The sequence below is a fragment of the Tahibacter sp. genome, from assembly GCF_032229445.1.
Classification (GTDB): domain Bacteria; phylum Pseudomonadota; class Gammaproteobacteria; order Xanthomonadales; family Rhodanobacteraceae; genus Tahibacter.
In genome coordinates this window covers 1-17526 of record NZ_JAVTWC010000078.1, presented here as the reverse complement: position 1 = coordinate 17526, position 17526 = coordinate 1, and the positions used below count along the sequence as shown (strand labels likewise).

Below are 17526 nucleotides of genomic sequence, written 5' to 3'. Positions count from 1 at the left end.
TCACTGTGTATCGATTTGCGACGATCTGGAGCGAGCCTTTGCCGCGCCCGCTTGCAGCGATGGGCGCTGCCGGTGTGGGCGTTCCTGATGGGGGTGTGGCCGCTGATGGGCCTGGCCACGGCAGGACGCCGTGACGGCCCGTGCGGGGCTCAGGCCGCTGCAGATCCCTGCACGACGCGATTGCGGCCGCTGCGCTTGGCTTCGTAAAGCGCATCGTCGGCGCGCCGCAGCAGGGTGTCGGGCTCCACGACCACGCCGCTGCCGACCGTGGCCGCGCCGATGCTCACGGTCAGGTGCAGCTGGCGGTCGCCTTCCAGCGCGAACACCTGCGCCGCGATGCGCTGGCGGATCGCTTCTGCCGTGCGGCGCGCGCTGAGTTCTTCGGCGCCGGGCATCAGCACGACGAATTCCTCCCCACCGAAACGTGCGACGACGGCGCTGTCGCCGGCGCAGTGCTGCAGCGTCGCGGCGATGCAGCGCAGGCAGTCGTCGCCGGTCAGGTGACCGTGCTCGTCGTTGACGCGCTTGAAGTGATCCAGATCGGTGATCAGCAGCGAGAACGGCTTGGCATCCGCCGCGCACTGCGCCAGCAATGGCGCGAAGGCCTGTTCGAAATAGCGCCGGTTGAACACGCCCGTGAGGCCGTCGCGCGCGCTGTGCTCGCGCAGCCGCGCATGTGCCTCGCCGAGCTGCTGAAGCGCGCTGGACAGCTCCTGCGTGCGTTCCTCGACGCGCTGCTCCAGCTGTTCGTTGGCTTCGCGCGCGATGCGCTCGTTGTCATCGCGCAGTGCGGCCCAGCGGTAGGCGAGCGCGAAGGACAGGAAGATCATCTCGGCGGCCGAGCCGATCTGCATGCCGTATTCGGTCGCGAAGGTCTTGCTGACCATGCCGAAGGACACCATCGCGTAGACCAGCGTGCCGGCCAGCAGCATGCCCCAGGCAAACAGGAACAGCAGCGCCGGGCGGAAGCCGCGCCGCGCCACCGCGATGGCGACGCCGATCACCGCGCCGACGCCCGGGAACACCATCGCCGTGCCGATCAGCACCGCGGTGCGGTAGTCGAGGAAGGGACTGGCCAGCAGCATCGCGAAGTGAAATGCCATCAGCACCAGCAGCACGCGATTGCCCAGCGGCGAGCGGCGCGGCAGTTCGAGGAAATCACGCGCGAACAGATGCATGGCGAGCATGGCGAACGACATCGACATCGGCACCGCGGCATTCGCGAGCCAGGTCGAGTTGGGCCAGAAATACTCGAAGGCGAATCCGTTGAGGCAGAACAGGACGAGGCCGAAGCCGAGCACATGCAGGCTGTAGAGGAAATGCGAGCGGTCGCGCAGCGACACGAACAAAATCAAATTGTAGAAAAGCAGGGCCAGCAGGATGCCGTAGTAGATGCCCATGCCGAGCTGCGCGTCGCGCGCCAGCTCGATGAACGCGGTCGGCGTGTACAGGGTCAGCGGCACCTGCATGGAACTCTTGGTCTGTACGCGCAGCAGCAGATCGAGCGGCTGGCCCGGTGTGATTTGCAGCCAGAAATTCGGGTGCCGGTAGCTGACCGAACGCTGCGAGAAGGGATGCTGGTCGCCAGACTGGAATTGCGCGATCGCGCCGTCTGCTCGGCGCACGTACAGATCGACCTGATCGAGCAGTGCGTACTCGAGCACGAGCAACCAGCGAGAGTCGGCATGGTTGGCGTTGGCTACGCGGGCATGGAACCAGTAGGCGCCGTCGACGAAGCCGAAGGTGGCGTTGTCGGCGGGTACGGGCTGGAAGCGTCCGGCGTCGGCGTCGGCGAACATGGCTGAGGCGGTGGCCTCGCCGCGCGCGTCGACCGCGAAGGTCGTGACCGCGGCCAGCGGCGCCCGCGTCTGTCCGGCGGTCAGATCAAGGATCGGCGCTGCGCAGGCGACAGCGAGCCAGCCCGGCAGCAGGCTGCACAACAGCAACAGGCGTAGCAGTAGATGCGCCACGAATCGCCCCCTGAAAACGCTGGCCGCGGCAATTACCTTGCAGGATCGTTGCCATTGTTGCCCGTTATCAACAGATTTTTACGTGCGGGGGCAACGCGAAGGATCACCGCTGCGCCTGTGCGCTCGCGGCGCTGCATCCGGGGCGCCGCACGTCGTCGTGCGTCGGCATCGTGCGTGCCCTGCCTATGGTTTAATCTAAATCGTTGATTAATAAATATTTAATTGGAATTCGCTACCGATTCCGACGGATTGCCTGCGAGCGTATCCGGGCGGTTCGGCCGCCTTCGCCGCCGTAGGATCAAGTGCAACTTTTTGTGACATCGCGCCTGCGACGCGGGGCCGAGGCCATCGCGTCGACGGCCTGTAACCGCCACGCAACGTGAACCGAGGTGCGCCGGCGCCGGGCCCAAGCGTGCGGTTGCGCTCGGGCCACCGGGGTTTACAGCGCGGCGGAGACTGCGGTAGATTTGTCGTAGTGTTCTAACGCGTTATTACATTGAATCATGAAGCGACGTTACATCGAACCCGAAAACACGCCCGTTCCCGCCGAGGAAAGCTTGTGCCGGGCGCTGCTGTCGCTCGATACACCCGCCGAGATGCAGGCCTTCCTGCGCGACCTGTGCACGCCGGCCGAGCTGGAAGCGCTGGTCGATCGCTGGCGCGTGGTGCCGTACCTGCTCGCCGGCTATGCGTATCGCGAGATCCACGACCGCACGTCGGTCAGCGTCACCACCATCGGCCGCGTCGCGCGCTTCCTGCAGCAAGGCAATGGCGGTTATCTCGCCGTGGTCGCGCATGAAGCCTTGCCGCCGCTGCCCAAGCCGCCGCGTCGGCGTGGCGGTATGCCGCCGTCGGCCTTGGCCGGAGTGCCGGCGACCACGCCGGCGCCTTCGCGCTCCCGGAGCAAATCATGAAGACGCGTGACCGCCTGCGCATCGCGGTACAGAAATCTGGACGCCTGTCCGAGCAATCGCAGGACCTGCTCGCGCGCTGCGGCCTGAAATTCCGCCAGAGCCGCGACAAGCTGTTCTGCTTCGGGGAAAGCCTCGCGATCGACCTGCTGCTGGTGCGCGATGACGACATTCCCGGTCTGATCGCCGACGGCGTCTGCGACCTCGGCATCGTCGGCCGCAACGTGCTCGCGGAACAGCAGGCGCTCGCGCGCGGCCGCGGCGAGGAATCCCCGTTCCGCGAAATCCTGCCGCTGGGTTTTGGCCGCTGCCGTCTCTCGATCGCGCTGCCGCAGGAGATCGACTATGTCGACAGCACGTCGCTCGAAGGTCTGCGCATCGCGACCACGTATCCCGCGCTGACCGGGCAGTGGCTCGCCCAGACCGGCATAACGGCAAAGGTCGTCGTGCTGTCGGGGTCGGTCGAGATCGCGCCGAAGCTCGGCACTGCCGACGCGATCTGCGATCTCGTCTCCAGCGGCGCCACGCTGCAGGCCAACCAGTTGCGTGAAGTCGCCAGCATCCTCGACAGCGAAGCCGTGCTGGCCGGTGCGCCGCGGCCCCCGGCCGACGAGCGTGGCGAATTGCAGGAACTGCTGCTGCGCCGCATCGACGGCGTGATCCAGGTGCGCGAATCCAAGCTGGTGCTTCTGCAGACCACGCGCGAGGCGCTCGCCGGCGTCACGCGGCTGCTGCCGCCGGGCCAGCAGCCGACGGTCACCAGCATCGAGGGCCGCGTCGACGAAGTCGCGCTGCAGGCCGTCTGCCATGGCGCGATCACCTGGCAGCACCTGGAAGACATGCGCCGTGCCGGCGCGCGTCACATGCTGGTTCTGCCGGTGGAGAAAATGCTCGCATGAAGCGGCTGGTATGGAGTGAACTCGACGCGGACGCGCGTTCCGCGAGCCTGCGCCGCCCGGCGCAGACCGACGTGACCGATCGCGCCGCGACGGTGGCTCGGCTCATCGCGCAGGTGCGCGCCGACGGCGACGCGACCCTGCGCGCGCTGACGCGGCGCTACGACGGCTGCGAGCTGGACGAACTGGCCGTCAGCGACGCCGAATTCGCCGCGGCCGATGCCTGCGTCGCGCCGCCACTGCGTGACGCGATCGCGCAGGCGCGTGAGCGCATCGCGCTGTTTCATCGTGCCGGCGCGCCGGTGGACGTGCGCGTGGAGACTGCGCCGGGCGTGATCTGCGAACGCGTGCTGCGACCGCTGCAGCGCGTGGGCCTGTACGTGCCGGCCGGGACCGCGCCGCTGCCGTCCACCGTACTGATGCTCGCGGTACCTGCGCAGCTGGCCGGCTGCGCCGACGTGGTCCTGTGCACGCCCGCCAACGCGAAAGGCGAGTGCGATCCTGTGGTCTTGTATACCGCCAGGCTCTGCGGCGTGACGCGCGTGTTCAAGCTCGGCGGCGCCCAGGCGATCGCGGCGATGGCCTACGGCACCGCCAGCGTGCCGCGTTGCGACAAGTTGTTTGGTCCGGGCAATGCCTGGGTCACCGAGGCCAAGCGCCAGGTCGCGAACGATCCGGCCGGTGCGGCGATCGACCTGCCGGCCGGGCCTTCCGAAGTGCTGGTCATCGCCGACGCGCAGGCCGATGCGGCCTTCGTCGCCGCGGACCTGCTGTCACAGGCCGAACACGGCAGTGATTCGCAGGCCGTGCTGCTGTCGCCGTCGCGAACGCTGCTCGACGCCGTCGCCGTAGCGCTGGAAGAACAACTGCAGACCTTGCCTCGCGCGGAGTTCGCACGCGCTGCGCTCGCCCACAGCCGCCTGGTCGAAGTCGCAGACCTTGCCGAGGCGCTGGATATCAGCAACGACTACGCGCCCGAGCACCTGATCCTCAACGTCGCCGATGCACGCGCGCTCCTGTCCGGCGTGTTCAATGCCGGCTCGGTGTTCCTCGGCGCGTGGTCGCCCGAGGCGGTCGGTGACTATTGCAGCGGCACCAATCATGTCCTGCCGACCTACGGCTACGCGCGCGCCTGGAGCGGCGTGTCGGTCGCGAGCTTCGTCAAGCTGATCACGGTGCAGGAACTGTCGCCGGACGGATTGCGCGCGATCGGACCGTGCGCGCGCACGCTCGCCGCGGCCGAGCAATTGCACGCGCACGAACGTGCCGTCGCGCTGCGCCTGGCACGCCTGGAGGCCACCGCATGAACGTGCTCGATCTCGCGCGCGCTGACATCCGCGCGCTGACGCCGTATTCCTCCGCGCGCATGGAAGCCAGCGGTGGCCGCGTGCTGCTCAATGCCAACGAATCGCCGTGGTCGCCGGCGGCGCAGGCCGGCGAAGGCCTGAACCGCTATCCCGATCCGCAGCCGGCGGCGCTGCTGCAGCGCCTGGCCGTGCTGTACGGCGTCGCGCCCGAACAACTGCTCGTCGGACGTGGCAGCGACGAGGCGATCGATCTGCTCGTGCGCGCGTTCTGCCGTGCCGGCGAAGACGCGATCCTCGTCTCGCCGCCGACGTTCGGCATGTACGCCGTGGCCGCGGCGATACAAGGTGCGCAGGTGCTGCACGCGCCGCTGGCCGAGGATTTCCGCCTCGACGCGGACGCGCTGCTCGCGGCGCTGACCCCCGCGGTCAAGCTCGTCTTCGTCTGCACGCCGAACAACCCGAGTGGCAATCTTGTGCCGCTGTCCGTACTGGAACACATCGCGACCGCACTGCGCGGTCGCGCGCTGCTCGTCGTCGACGAGGCCTATCTCGAGTTCGCCGGTGGTCCGAGCGCGGCCGCGCTGCTCGCGCGACACGATCATGTCGCCGTGCTGCGTACCTTGTCGAAAGCCTATGCGCTGGCCGGTGCGCGCGTAGGCGCGCTGCTGGCCGCAAGCGACGTGATCGCGCTGCTGCGCCGCATTCTCGCGCCATACCCGTTGCCGGCCGGCAGCATCGCGGCGGCGCTCGCGGCGCTGAGCCCCGACGGCATCGCGCAGGCGCGCGCACGGATCGCGCTGCTGCGCGACCAGCGCGAGTGGCTGCGTTCGCAGCTGGTCAGCATGCCCGGTGTGCTTGGCGTGCTGCCGTCGGCGGCGAATTTCCTCTGCGTGCGCTGGCGCGAGCCGGCCGCGATCTATGCGGCGCTGCTGCGCGCCGGCGTGGTTGTGCGCGATGTCACGCGCTACCGTGGGCTGGCCGATTGCCTGCGCATTTCGGTAGGTACGCCTGAGGAGAATCGTGTGCTGCTCGCCGCGCTGCAGGCGTGCGAGGAGGCGGCGTAATGAAAAAATACCTTTTCGTCGACCGTGACGGCACCCTGATCGTCGAACCGCCGGACCAGCAGATCGATGCCTACGCCAAGCTCGCGCTGCTGCCCGATGTGATCCCGGCACTGCGCCGCTGCGTGGATGCAGGCTACGAACTCGTCATGGTCACCAACCAGGACGGCCTGGGCACCGACAGCTTTCCCGAGGAGCAGTTCTGGGGACCGCACCGGCTCATGCTGCAGATCTTCGAATCCCAAGGCGTGCGCTTCATCGACACGCTGATCGATCGCAGCTTCGCCCATGAAGGCCTGGCGACGCGCAAGCCCGGCACCGGCCTGATGCGCGGCTATCTCGGCGACGATGGCTGGAGCCGGCGCGCGTCGGCGATGGTCGGCGATCGCGCGACCGACATCGCCTTCGCCGACAACATCGGCGTGCGCGGTTTCCTGCTCGGCAGCGGGGAAGGCGAGTGGGATTGGGCCGAGATCGCGCGCGTGCTGTGCGAGGCGCCGCGCCGCGCCGAGGTGCAGCGCGACACACGCGAGACGCGCATCCGGGTCAGCGTCGACCTGGATCGCGGCGCCGATGCCGTGATCGCGACCGGCCTGCCGTTCTTCGACCACATGCTCGAACAGATTGGCAAGCATGCAGGCATCGCGCTGTCGCTGCGCTGTGCCGGCGACACCCATATCGACGAGCACCACACCGTAGAGGACTGCGCGCTGGCGCTGGGCCAGGCGCTGCGCCAGGCGCTCGGCGACAAGCGCGGGATCGGACGCTACGGCGATGCGCTGGAGCCGGACGAGGCGCGCGTCGCGATCACGCTGCCGATGGACGAAACCCTCGCGCGCGCGGCGCTGGACCTGTCGGGACGGCCGTATTTCGTCTTCGACGGCGTCTTCCCGCGCGAGCGTGTCGGCGACCTGCCGACCGAGCTCGTGCCGCATTTCTTCCGCTCGCTATGCGAGACGCTCGGAGCGAATCTGCACCTGGCCGTTCGCGGTGACAACGCGCATCACATGGTCGAGGCGTGTTTCAAGTCGGTCGCGCGCGCACTGCGTACGGCGCTGCGCCGCGACGGCAGCGCGCTGCCCAGCACCAAGGGAATGCTATGAGCCTCGACGTGGTGCTCGTCGACGGTGGCGGCACCAACATCGGTTCGGTGCGCAGCGCCTTGCGGCGCCTCGGCGTCGACGCGCCGCTGACGACCGATGCCGCACGCATGCGCCGCGCGAGCCACGTGATCCTGCCGGGGGTCGGCGCGGCCGGTCCGGCGATGCAGCGGCTGGCGCAGCTGGATCTCATCGACACGCTGCGCAACCTGCGTCAGCCCGTGCTCGGCGTCTGCCTCGGACTGCAACTGCTGTTCGAACGCTCGCGCGAAAGCGCATCCGCGTGTCTGGGCATCATTCCGGCCGCCGTCGAGCGCCTGCCGGCCTTGCCGGGCCTGCGCGTGCCGCACATGGGCTGGAACCGGCTCCAGATCGAAAGGCCACATGCATTGCTGGCCGGACTCGATGCCGATGCCCATGCCTATTTCGTGCACAGCTACGCCGCGCCGGTCGGTGCGTGGACGCTCGCGAGCTGCACTCATGGCATGTCATTCTCCGCAATAGTCCAAAAAGATAATTTCTTCGGCATGCAGTTCCATCCGGAACGCTCTGCCGCCGTCGGTTCCCTGCTGCTGAAGAATTTCCTGACCCTGTGAACTTCCACATCATCCCCGCGATCGACCTGCGCGAAGGCAACGTCGTGCGCCTGCGCCAAGGCGACTATTCGCAGCAGACGAGCTACCGAGTCGACCCGCTGCGCCTGGCCCAGGACTACGCCGCGGCCGGTGCGGCCTGGCTGCACGTCGTCGATCTCGACGGCGCGCGCGCCGGCAATCTCGCCAACTTCCGTCTCATCGAAGCACTGGCCGGCAGCGCCATACAGCTGCAGGCCGGCGGCGGCGTGCGCGGCGAAAACGATCTCGAGCGTCTGTTCGACGCCGGGGTCGCGCGCGTCGTGCTCGGCAGCGTCGCGGTACGCGAACCGGAGCGGGTAGAGGAATGGTTGACGCGCTACGGCGCGCAGCGGCTGTGCATCGCGCTCGACACGCGCGAGGAAAACGGTATCTGGCGCCTGCCTAGCGCGGGCTGGACGCAGAGCGAGGCGCCGACGCTGGAAGAACTCGCGCCGCGCTACGCGGCGGCCGGCGCGGTGCATGTGCTGTGCACCGACATTCATCGCGACGGCATGCTGGCCGGTCCGAACCTCGGTCTCTACGCCCACCTGCGCCGGCTCGCGCCAGGCTTGCAGGTGCAGGCTTCGGGCGGCGTGCGCGACGTGGCCGACGTGCGGGCCGTGCGCGATCTCGGTCTCGCCGGTGTCGTGCTTGGCCGCAGCCTGCTCGAAGGTCGGCTCGACCTGGCCACGGCGCTCGCATGCTGACGCGCCGCCTGATTCCCTGCCTGGACGTGCGCGACGGCCAGGTCGTCAAGGGCGTGCGCTTCCGCGACCATGTCGTCATCGGCGACATACTGGAGCTGGCACTGCGCTATCGCGACGAAGGCGCCGACGAACTCGTGTTCTACGACATCACCGCGAGTCCGCAGCAGCGCGAGGTCGACCGTGGCTGGGTCGAACGTGTTGCCGCGGCGATCGATATTCCGTTCTGCGTGGCCGGCGGCATCGCCAGCGTGGAGTCCGCGCGTGCCGTGCTGCAGGCCGGCGCCGACAAGATCTCAGTGAATTCGCCGGCGCTGTTGCGTCCTGCGCTGATCGGCGAGCTGGCCGACGCGTTCGGCGTGCAATGCGTCGTCGTCGGCATCGACAGCCTGCGCGACGCCGACGGCGAATGGCGCGTGCGCCAGTTCACCGGCGATCCGGACAAGACCCGCGCGCTGGCGCAAGGCACGCTCGACTGGATAGACGAAGCGATCGGACGCGGTGCCGGCGAAATCGTACTCAACTGCATGGGGGCAGACGGCGTGCGCGAAGGTTATGACATCGAGCAGTTGCGCGCGGCGCGCGCGCGCTGCGGCGTGCCACTGGTAGCCTCGGGCGGCGCCGGCAGTGCGGCGCATTTCGCCGCCGTCTTCGATGAGGCTGACGTCGATGGTGCGCTCGCGGCGAGCGTGTTCCATTCCGGCAGCATCGCGATTCCCGACCTGAAGAAATACCTGCGCGAGCATGGTGTGAGGATGCGGCCATGAACCTCGACCCGGCGAGCCTGGACTGGAGCAAGGGCGACGGCCTGCTGCCGGCGATCGTGCAGCATTGGCGTAGCGGGACGGTGCTGATGCAGGGCTGGATGAACCCGGCCGCGCTGCAGCAGACGCTGGACAGCGGCAAGGTCACGTTCTACAGCCGCAGCAAGCAACGTCTGTGGACCAAGGGCGAGCGTTCGCAGCATTGGCTGTTGCTGCGCGGTGTGCTGACTGACTGCGACCGCGACTCGCTGCTGCTGCGCGCCGAACCGCAGGGACCGACCTGCCACCTCGGCAGCGACAGCTGTTTCGGCGCGGAAGCGCTGCAGTCGCCAGGCTTCCTCGACCAACTCGATGCCCTGGTCGCGGCACGCGAACGCGAGCGTCCGGCGGGCAGCTATACGACGCAATTGTTCGACGGCGGCCTGCGCCGAATCGCGCAGAAGGTCGGCGAGGAAGGCGTGGAAACCGCGCTCGCCGCCGTGGCTCAGGACGAGGCGGCGCTGGTCGGCGAAGCGGCCGACCTGCTATTCCATCTGACCGTGTTGCTTCGCGCGCGCGGGCTGCCGCTGGCTGCGGCAATCGAGGAATTGCAGCGCCGGCATCGCTGACCGTATCCGCGCCGCGGCACGGGACCGGGCGCGAATCTGCGCGAGGTATCGTTTCTGACGGCGCGTCGCGCGGGCGCGCGCGAGCGCGACGCGGGCCAGTTCGCGCCGATCCAACGCATTGTCCGCATCGCTGCCGAGACCTGAGCGTAGGCTCGCGTGCGTAGCTGATCGTGCGGCTGCTGCAGGAGCACCTGTACTGTAAGTACTACCGTGTTCAGAAGTACCTTGGCGTTTTCGGCGGAACGAACGTGATGCAACTGCGCTACGCGGTGTCCTGGAGCGGCGGCAAGGATTCGGCCCTGAGCCTGTGGCGGCTGTGGCAGCGCCATGGTCCGCCGGTCGCGCTGGTCACCACGCTGATCGACGACGGTTCGCGCACACGCTCGCACCGGCTGCGTCCCGAGGTCCTGCAGGCGCAGACCGCAGCGATCGGCGTGCCCGTGATGGATGTCGCGACCAGTCTCACCGACTATCGGCGCCACTTCAGCGCGGCGCTGGCGCAATTGCGCGACGTCGACGGCATCACGGCGGTCGCGTTCGGCGACATCGATCTCGAAGCGCACCGCAGCTGGTGCCGCAGCGTCTGCGCCGAGCTGGACCTGGAATGTCTGCACCCGATCTGGGACGAACCGCGCGAGGCCTTGCTGCAGGAGTTCCTCGGCGCCGGTTTCGTCACGCGGCTGGTCGCGGTGCAGGAAGAAAAGCTCGATGCGTCGCTGCTCGGGCGTGTGCTCGATGCGGAGGTCATCGCGGAGTTCCGCCGGGCCGGCATCGATCTCTGTGGCGAGGCCGGCGAATACCATACGCTGGTCGTCGACGGACCCTGCTTCTCACAGCCGCTGCGCCTGCGCGAGGGTGCGCATGAGCGTGTCGACGGCTATTGTTTCGTCGATTTCTCGCTGGATTGAACCGGCTTCACCGCCGTAGCTATCTCGAATGGCTGAGGCGGCCCGAGCGTGACGCTGCGACGCCACTCGGCGAGCTTGGCCTCGATCAGCGGCGTGCTGGCGATCTGCGGTTCCGAGGGCGTCTGCTTTTCGTCCTCCTCCCATTCGTCAATGCGTTGCCGCGCGATCTGGAATGCGCCGCGGAACGAGTCCGTCTGATTCAATCCTTCGACAAAGAAAGCCTTGCCGAAGAACGTGATGTCCGATTCGCTGCCGCAGCCGAACGACGTGCGGTCCGCGCGGGCGGCCGTAATCACCATGCTCGTGGAGTTCTTCAGCCCGTCGACGAAACCACCCGAATAGCAGGCCGAGACGATGCTGACGCGCCAGCGGAACGGGCGTTCGTTGAGCATGCGTGACAGGTCGTCGGCACCGATCCAGTCCAGCGGCAGCACGTCCATGCCGACATAGAGATAGTGGTCTTCGTCGCCGTGGCTGGTCAGGAACAGCAGCAGGATGTCTTCCTCCGGGTCGAAGCGGTTGTTCTCGAGCAGGCCGTCGAGCACGAGTTCGAGATTGCTCCAGGTCGCGAGCGGTCGGGTTTCGACCGTGGCGGGATTGTTTTCCAGCACGACGACCCGGCCGCGCGCGCCGTAGCGTTCAGAAAACAATTTTTCGACATATTCCACTTCGTTGCGGAACACGTTCTCATCGCCGTCCCCGCCGAAGGCTACGACATACAGGTCGGTGCGGCCCGGTGTCTGCGCCCGCAGTCCGGCCAGTGCTTCGCCGACGAGCCGGTGCTGGTCATAGAGCACGCGTTCGGCGCTGTAGTCGGGATCGTCGGGAGCCGGTTCTTCGGCCAGGGCCGGAAACCAGCGCGCGAGAAGGTCGCGCGTGGCGCCGAGGTCGCGCAGCAAGGCTGCGGATTGCGTTGCCGGCGCGGTGGATGCCGGTGCCGCGGTTGCCGGCGCGGACGGCGGCGGCGGAAGCGCGGGCCGGCGCGGTATTTCGCGGGCCGCCAGTGGCGCGGATGCAGGGTTCGGTTCGCCGCGGCCGCCGAGAAAAAGACCGAAGCCGAGGCCGAGCAGCAAGGCCAGCAGCAGGCGAGCGGCCTCGCGACGGTTCATTCTCCGAACGCAATCGCGTCGAAGTCGCTGACGCACGGATGCGCAGGGTGCGCCGGGCAATTCAGCGGCGGGCGGCACAGCCAGGTGGTCTGCAGGCCGGCGCTGCGCGCCGCGTCGAGTTCCTCGACGATGTCGGAAAGAAACAGGATGTCCCGGGCCGCGATGCCGATCGCCGAGCTGATCTGCGCGTAGGACGTGGCGTCGCGCTTGCCACCGATCTCGGTGTCGAAATGGCCGTCGAACAGACCGGAGATATCGCCAGCGTCGCTATAGCGGAAAAACAGCTTCTGCGCCGCGACCGAGCCTGAGGAATACACGTATAGCGGCAAGCCGCCATCCTTCCAGGCGCGCAGGCGATCGGCCACTTCCGGGTAAAGATGGGCACGGTAGGCGCCGCTTGCGTAGCCGTCCTGCCAGATCATGCCCTGCAACGCCTTCAGCGGCGTGGCCTTGCGGTCTTCATCGATCCATTGCCGCAGCGTGGCCACGATGGCGTCGCGGTCGGTCGCATCGATGCCGGCGTCCTGCGCCGTTGCATCCAGCCAGCGTCTGACTTCCGCTTCGTCGCCACGCGCAGCCACGAAGGCCGGCAGGTGCTCACGCGCATACGGGAACAGCACGTCCTTGACGAAGCTGATGGAACTCGTGGTGCCTTCGATATCGGTCAGGATCGCTAGTATCGTCATGGACTTCGGCAGTTGATGGAATGTATGGAGGCGCCTGGTCGGAGGCCCTGGAGTCACGCTCGAAACGCGAAGCGTCTGGCTGGCCGTGCTTGCGCGGATTGACGGCGAGATCGTGGACCGTGCTCGCGCAGAGCTGCCTCACCCGATTGCGCTTGCGGGGCTGCTCAGGCGTCGAGGCGCGGGAACTGCAGCGCGATATCGCTGCCGGTGAAGTTCGCGACCCAGCCATCCTTGTTCGTGAACAGGCGGATCGCGACGAAATGCGGCTGTTCGCTCATGTCGAACCAGTGAGGCGTGCCGTCCGGCACGCCAATCAGGTCGCCCTGGACGCAGAGCACCTCGAAGACTTTTTCATCGATGTGCAGTGTGAACAGGCCACGGCCGGCGACGAAGAAGCGGACCTCGTCTTCCGAGTGCGTGTGTTCGTTGAGGAACTTCTGTCGCAGCTGCAGTTTTTCCGGGTGGTCCGGAGTGAGGCTGATCACGTCGACGGCCTGATAGCCCTCGCTCTGCATCAGCCGATCGATGTCGCGGCGGTAGGCTGCGATCACGTCTTCGGATGCAGCACCTGGCTGGATGTCGGCCGTCGCCTCCCAGCGCTCGAAGCGCACGCCGACCTTGCCGAGTTCCTCAGAAATGCGCGCGTGCTCGCTGGTTTCCAAGGACGGCTCGTTGGGATGTCCCTCGGCGAAAATACGCAGTCGACTCATGCGCGCAACCTCCTCAGATCCAGTTCGACCGCCAGCAGGAACTCGAAGGCTTCGAGATGCCGGCGGGCTTCGGCCATGGTACGACCCCAGGTGTAGATGCCGTGGCCGTCTATCAAGTAGCCGTGCAGCGGCTTGCCGGCGTCGAGCCAGGCGTCGATCCGGTCGACGAGCTCGGGCATGTCCTGGGTATTCGGAAACACCGGCAGGTCGAGTTCGCTCTCGTGCGTGGTATAGCCGGTGATTGCCTTCTGCAGTTCGAAGCCGCTGAAACGGATCAGTCCCTGCGCAGCGTACAGGCGCGAGGCGACGGTCTGGTTGTGCGAGTGCGTATGCAGCACGGCGCCGACGGTCGGATCGCGCCGGTATATCTGGACATGGAGCAGCGTTTCCGCCGAGGGCCGCGCGTCGGTTGCCACGGCGTTGCCGGCCAGATCGACGAGCATGACATCGTCGATGCCGAGGTTGCCCTTGTCGCGTCCGGAAACCGTCACGGCCGCATGGGATTCGTCGTAGCGCCGGGAAAAGTTGCTGCTCGTGGCAGGGGTCCAGCCTCGTGCACCCAGGTCGCGGCCAGCTTCGGCGATTTCGCGCGCGCAGAGCGCAAGACGGTCAGCGTCGGGAAATTTCGGATCGGTCATGGCGGTCGCGGAGTCTGGGGCGGTCACTATAACCGAGCCCGTGTGTCGGCCAGCCGCTAGGGCATCGGCGGTGCCGATGAACGTTGATCAGAAACAAGAAAGGGGTTGAAGCGAGGGGGAGTCGCTGCCCGGATGCGTCCAGACCGAGGAGCTAACCCGTCTGAACGCATCCGAGCCGCATTCCGAGGGGCCCACTGCCAAGTGTATTTCCCGCGGACCTTGATCATACCCGCTGACGTTGCGCCGAGCTAACCCCGCCCTGTGGATAAGCCGTGGATTGCTTGTGAGCGCTAGTCACAATAGTAAGAAAGATCAAGGTCTTGAAGAATTTTTGTAGACCGGGGGCAAACTGTGCATAGCCGGTGAGCAAAATTGCCCCGACTGCGCGAGCCTTCGCTAAGTCATTGAGTGCAAAGGGCATCAACTTTACGCGGCGAACGCGTCGATCCAGCCGTTGTCGCGGAGTGCCAACTCGTTGATTGGCGGGGAATCTAGGCTTTTCGGGGCGTATGGCCGGGGCCGGCATAGTGCCGAGCCCGGCCATACGCGTCCGGTTTACGCCCTCTTCGGCGCGAGGTCGCTATGACTCTTGCCGTATGCGAGGTACACGATCAGGCCGATGACGGTCCAGGCCGCGAACACGGTCAGCGCCTTGGCCGAAAGGTTCACGAACAGCAGCAGGCAGCCGAGCACGGCGAGCGGGCACACGACCCAGACCAGCGGCGTGCGGAACGGGCGTGCGCGTCCGGGCTGCGTGCGACGCAGGATCATCACGCCGATCGCCACCATCACGAACGCAAACAGCGTTCCCGAGTTGGAGACATCGGCGAGTACGCCGACCGGGAACATGGCGGCGAACAGCGACACGAACACGCCTGTGATCATCGTGATGATGTGTGGGGTGTGGAAGGTCGGGTGCACCTTGGAGCAGACTTCCGGCAGCAGGCCGTCGCGAGACATCACGAAGAAGATGCGGGTCTGGCCGTAGATCATCATCAGGATCACGGAAGGCAACGCGAGGCTGGCGGCCATGCCGACGAGATAGGCGACGGTGTTGTGGTCGAGCGAGCGCAGTACGTGGGCCAGGGGCTCGTTGCTGCAGACCAGCGCGGTGGAGTTGAGGCAGGCCGCCGCCATCGCCTGAGTGCCAGGCTCCAGCAGCTTGCCGGCGGCGTCGTACAAGGGCTGCGCACCGGCGGCACCGACCGCACCGTAGCCGACCAGCAGGTAGAACACCGTGCAGACCGCGAGCGAACCGATGAGGCCGATCGGAACGTTGCGGTTCGGGTTCCTGGTTTCCTCGGCAGCCGTGGACACGGCATCGAAACCCACGTAGGCGAAGAAGATCGATGCCGCGGCACCGAGCACGCCGACGCCTCCCATCGGAGTGCCCCAGCCCGTCGGCGTGAACGGCTCGAAGTTCGGTGCCTGTGCGGCGGGAACCGCGATGATGACGAAGGCGATGAGGGCCGCGATCTTGATCGACACGAGTACCGCGTTGACCCAGGCGCTCTTGGACGTGCCAAGCACGAGCAGACCGGTGATCACGAGGGAAATCGTGAAGGCGAGGACGTTGAAGCCGCCGCCGTCGAACGGTCCGGTCTGGAGGATTCTGGGAAGACTCGCGCCAGCTGCTTCGAGCAAACCGTTGACGTAGCCCGACCAGCCCACTGCGACCGCACCGGCAGCGACGGCGTACTCGAGTACGAGCGCCCAGCCGACGATCCATGCCAGTGCCTCGCCGAGCACCGCATAGGTATACGTGTAAGCGGAGCCGGACACCGGCACCATCGAGGCGAGTTCGGCATACGCCAGCGCGGCCAGGCCGCAGACGACGGCGGCGATCACGAACGCAATCATCATGCCTGGGCCGGCTTTCTGCGCGGCTTCGGCGGTCAACACGAAGATACCGGTGCCGATGATTGCGCCAATGCCGAGCATGGTCAGCTGCAGCGCGCCAAGCTGGCGTTTCAGGCTCTTCTTCTCGGCGTTTTCAAGAATCTGGTCAAGCGGTTTGACGCGCCAGAAAATCATTGCATCCCCTCCCACGGTTTGTACGGGACCCGGCGCCATCAGCAGCACATCTGCTTGCGAGGCCTGGCGAACTTTCGCGCCCGAGATGGGACGCGACAAAACCGGGCTAAAATACGCGACCCTCTCTAGGCCAGCAAGCGCCCGCTATGAGCGAAACCGGCAACAGCGCCGCGGTCGAACTATCCGCGTGGCAACGAGACTGGCTCCGCGATGTCGATGCCTATGCCATCCGTCATCCCGGCGAAACCGAAACCGTCGAGCGATTCCGCGATTTCATGCGTCGCCACGCCGATGCCGCTGCGCGCGAGCTGGCGCAGGGGCATCTGACTGGCGCCGCCTGGCTCGTCAGCGGTGATGGAGCGCGTGTGCTTCTGACCCATCACCGCAAATTGCAGCGCTGGCTGCAGCTCGGTGGCCACGCGGACGGCGACACTGACCTGGTCGCCGTCGCGCTGCGTGAAGCGGAAGAGGAATCGGGTCTGCGTGATCTCGCGATCGAGCGCGAGATCTTCGATCTGGACCGGCACTGGATTCCGGATCATCGTGACGTGCCGGGTCACTGGCACTACGACCTGCGCTACGTCGTGCGTTGTTGCAGCGGCGAGCAATTCGCGGTCAGTGAGGAATCGCTCGCACTGGCCTGGCGCGATATTGCCGCCATGGTCGGTTCGGCCGACTATGACGAATCGCTGCAGCGCATGGCGCGCAAATGGCTGGCGCGCGGGTTGCGCTGACGGTCTGCGGCGAGACGGTTGCCGTCTCGCCGGGAAACACGGCTGCGAAACACGGGATCAGTCCACGACGCATCCTCGATGCGATTTCATTCCCTGCCGGAGTATTCCCCGGTCACGGTGTTGACGAGGATGCGCGAACCGTTGACGACGTATTCCGGCACGAGGATTTCGATACCGGTCTCGAGCCGGGCCGGCTTGGGGCGCTTGGTTGCTGTCGCTCCCTTGAGTTCGGGCGCTGTGTCGACGACGGCCAGGGTCACCGTGGGCGGCAGTTGCACGGCGACGGGCTGGTCTTCGATGAGCTGTACGTAGCAGGCTTCCATGCCTTCGGTCACGAAGCCGGCGGAGTCACCGAGGGCGCTCGCATCGAGCATGTACTGGGTGAAGTCTTCCGCATCCATGAACACGAAGGTGTCGCCTTCGCGGTACGAATAGGTCGCTTGCCGGCGGGACAGCTCGACCTCGCGCAACTCGTCCTCGGCGCGCTGGCTCAGGTCGAGCTTCTGGCCGCCCGGCACCGAGTACATGATGAAGCGGTAAGTGACGTTGCCGCCGCGGCCCTGCGGCGAGCTGCGTTCAATGTCGCGGATCTGGTAGACCTTGTTGTCGTGCTCGACGACGTTGCCTTTCTTGATTTCGCTGGCTTTCATGCTCGAATCGACCGGTAGGTGACGTTGAGAAACGCATTGCGTTGTTTTGCTTCTTGAGTCCCCTTCTAGTCAAGGGGGGTGAAGAGTGATCGCTCAGAACCACTGGTTCTGATCACTCTGAA

General features: G+C 66.6%; 18 protein-coding genes. 11 read left to right on the top strand and 7 right to left on the bottom strand.

All coding sequences use genetic code 11. The features are described 5' to 3' along the window. Positions 1–149: 149 nt before the first annotated feature. Complete coding sequence (locus RUU78_RS13680; RefSeq protein ID WP_313917484.1) at positions 150–1970, bottom strand: 7TM diverse intracellular signaling domain-containing protein; 1821 nt, start codon at positions 1968–1970, stop codon at positions 150–152. 503 nt (positions 1971–2473) lie between these two features. Between RUU78_RS13680 and RUU78_RS13675 the strand changes: the two genes are divergently transcribed. The 10 genes from RUU78_RS13675 (at position 2474) to RUU78_RS13630 (ending at position 10843) form a co-directional block, all read left to right on the top strand. After that, entirely contained in the window at positions 2474–2884 is a 411-nt protein-coding gene (locus RUU78_RS13675) for a YerC/YecD family TrpR-related protein (protein ID WP_313917482.1), read from the top strand. Then, the gene (gene hisG, locus RUU78_RS13670) at positions 2881–3780 is read left to right on the top strand and encodes an ATP phosphoribosyltransferase (protein ID WP_313917480.1); all 900 of its coding nucleotides are present in this window, start codon (positions 2881–2883) and stop codon (positions 3778–3780) included. Before RUU78_RS13675 ends, hisG begins: the two co-directional genes overlap by 4 nt. Then, entirely contained in the window at positions 3777–5084 is a 1308-nt protein-coding gene (hisD, locus tag RUU78_RS13665; protein WP_313917478.1) for a histidinol dehydrogenase, read from the top strand. Before hisG ends, hisD begins: the two co-directional genes overlap by 4 nt. Beyond that, positions 5081–6148: a histidinol-phosphate transaminase gene (gene hisC, locus RUU78_RS13660; protein ID WP_313917477.1), complete on the top strand. Its 1068-nt coding sequence runs from the start codon at positions 5081–5083 to the stop codon at positions 6146–6148. Before hisD ends, hisC begins: the two co-directional genes overlap by 4 nt. After that, entirely contained in the window at positions 6148–7248 is a 1101-nt protein-coding gene (gene hisB / locus RUU78_RS13655) for a bifunctional histidinol-phosphatase/imidazoleglycerol-phosphate dehydratase HisB (protein WP_313917475.1), read from the top strand. Before hisC ends, hisB begins: the two co-directional genes overlap by 1 nt. Further along, positions 7245–7841 (top strand): imidazole glycerol phosphate synthase subunit HisH, encoded by a 597-nt coding sequence (gene hisH / locus RUU78_RS13650; protein WP_313917473.1) that lies wholly within the window; start codon positions 7245–7247, stop codon positions 7839–7841. Before hisB ends, hisH begins: the two co-directional genes overlap by 4 nt. After that, positions 7838–8566, top strand: a complete 729-nt coding sequence (gene hisA / locus RUU78_RS13645) for a 1-(5-phosphoribosyl)-5-[(5-phosphoribosylamino)methylideneamino]imidazole-4-carboxamide isomerase (protein ID WP_313917471.1) — start codon at positions 7838–7840, stop codon at positions 8564–8566. The genes hisH and hisA overlap by 4 nt, the downstream gene beginning before the upstream one ends. After that, positions 8560–9330 (top strand): imidazole glycerol phosphate synthase subunit HisF, encoded by a 771-nt coding sequence (hisF, locus tag RUU78_RS13640; protein WP_313917469.1) that lies wholly within the window; start codon positions 8560–8562, stop codon positions 9328–9330. Before hisA ends, hisF begins: the two co-directional genes overlap by 7 nt. Further along, positions 9327–9935 carry a bifunctional phosphoribosyl-AMP cyclohydrolase/phosphoribosyl-ATP diphosphatase HisIE gene (gene hisIE / locus RUU78_RS13635; RefSeq protein ID WP_313917467.1) on the top strand — a complete coding sequence of 203 codons (609 nt, stop codon included), beginning with the start codon at positions 9327–9329 and terminating at the stop codon, positions 9933–9935. The genes hisF and hisIE overlap by 4 nt, the downstream gene beginning before the upstream one ends. A gap of 251 nt (positions 9936–10186) precedes the next feature. Next, complete coding sequence (locus RUU78_RS13630; RefSeq protein WP_313917465.1) at positions 10187–10843, top strand: diphthine--ammonia ligase; 657 nt, start codon at positions 10187–10189, stop codon at positions 10841–10843. On the opposite strand, the gene RUU78_RS13625 is transcribed toward RUU78_RS13630, so the two are convergent. The 5 genes from RUU78_RS13625 to RUU78_RS13605 form a co-directional block, all read right to left on the bottom strand. Then, positions 10813–11952 carry a C13 family peptidase gene (locus RUU78_RS13625; RefSeq protein WP_313917463.1) on the bottom strand — a complete coding sequence of 380 codons (1140 nt, stop codon included), beginning with the start codon at positions 11950–11952 and terminating at the stop codon, positions 10813–10815. The genes RUU78_RS13630 and RUU78_RS13625 overlap by 31 nt on opposite strands. Then, complete coding sequence (mtnC, locus tag RUU78_RS13620) at positions 11949–12638, bottom strand: acireductone synthase (protein ID WP_313917461.1); 690 nt, start codon at positions 12636–12638, stop codon at positions 11949–11951. The genes RUU78_RS13625 and mtnC overlap by 4 nt, the downstream gene beginning before the upstream one ends. A gap of 164 nt (positions 12639–12802) precedes the next feature. Continuing rightward, entirely contained in the window at positions 12803–13348 is a 546-nt protein-coding gene (locus RUU78_RS13615) for an acireductone dioxygenase (RefSeq protein WP_313917459.1), read from the bottom strand. After that, positions 13345–13986, bottom strand: a complete 642-nt coding sequence (locus RUU78_RS13610) for a methylthioribulose 1-phosphate dehydratase (RefSeq protein WP_313917457.1) — start codon at positions 13984–13986, stop codon at positions 13345–13347. Before RUU78_RS13610 ends, RUU78_RS13615 begins: the two co-directional genes overlap by 4 nt. Positions 13987–14541: 555 nt before the next feature. Continuing rightward, positions 14542–16020 (bottom strand): amino acid permease, encoded by a 1479-nt coding sequence (locus RUU78_RS13605; protein WP_313917456.1) that lies wholly within the window; start codon positions 16018–16020, stop codon positions 14542–14544. Positions 16021–16166: 146 nt separating this feature from the next. Between RUU78_RS13605 and RUU78_RS13600 the strand changes: the two genes are divergently transcribed. Then, complete coding sequence (locus tag RUU78_RS13600; RefSeq protein WP_313917454.1) at positions 16167–16754, top strand: NUDIX hydrolase; 588 nt, start codon at positions 16167–16169, stop codon at positions 16752–16754. 86 nt (positions 16755–16840) lie between these two features. Here the strand turns inward: RUU78_RS13600 and yeiP are convergent, their stop codons facing one another. Next, complete coding sequence (gene yeiP / locus RUU78_RS13595) at positions 16841–17404, bottom strand: elongation factor P-like protein YeiP (protein WP_313917452.1); 564 nt, start codon at positions 17402–17404, stop codon at positions 16841–16843. Between the last annotated feature and the right edge of the window lie 122 nt (positions 17405–17526).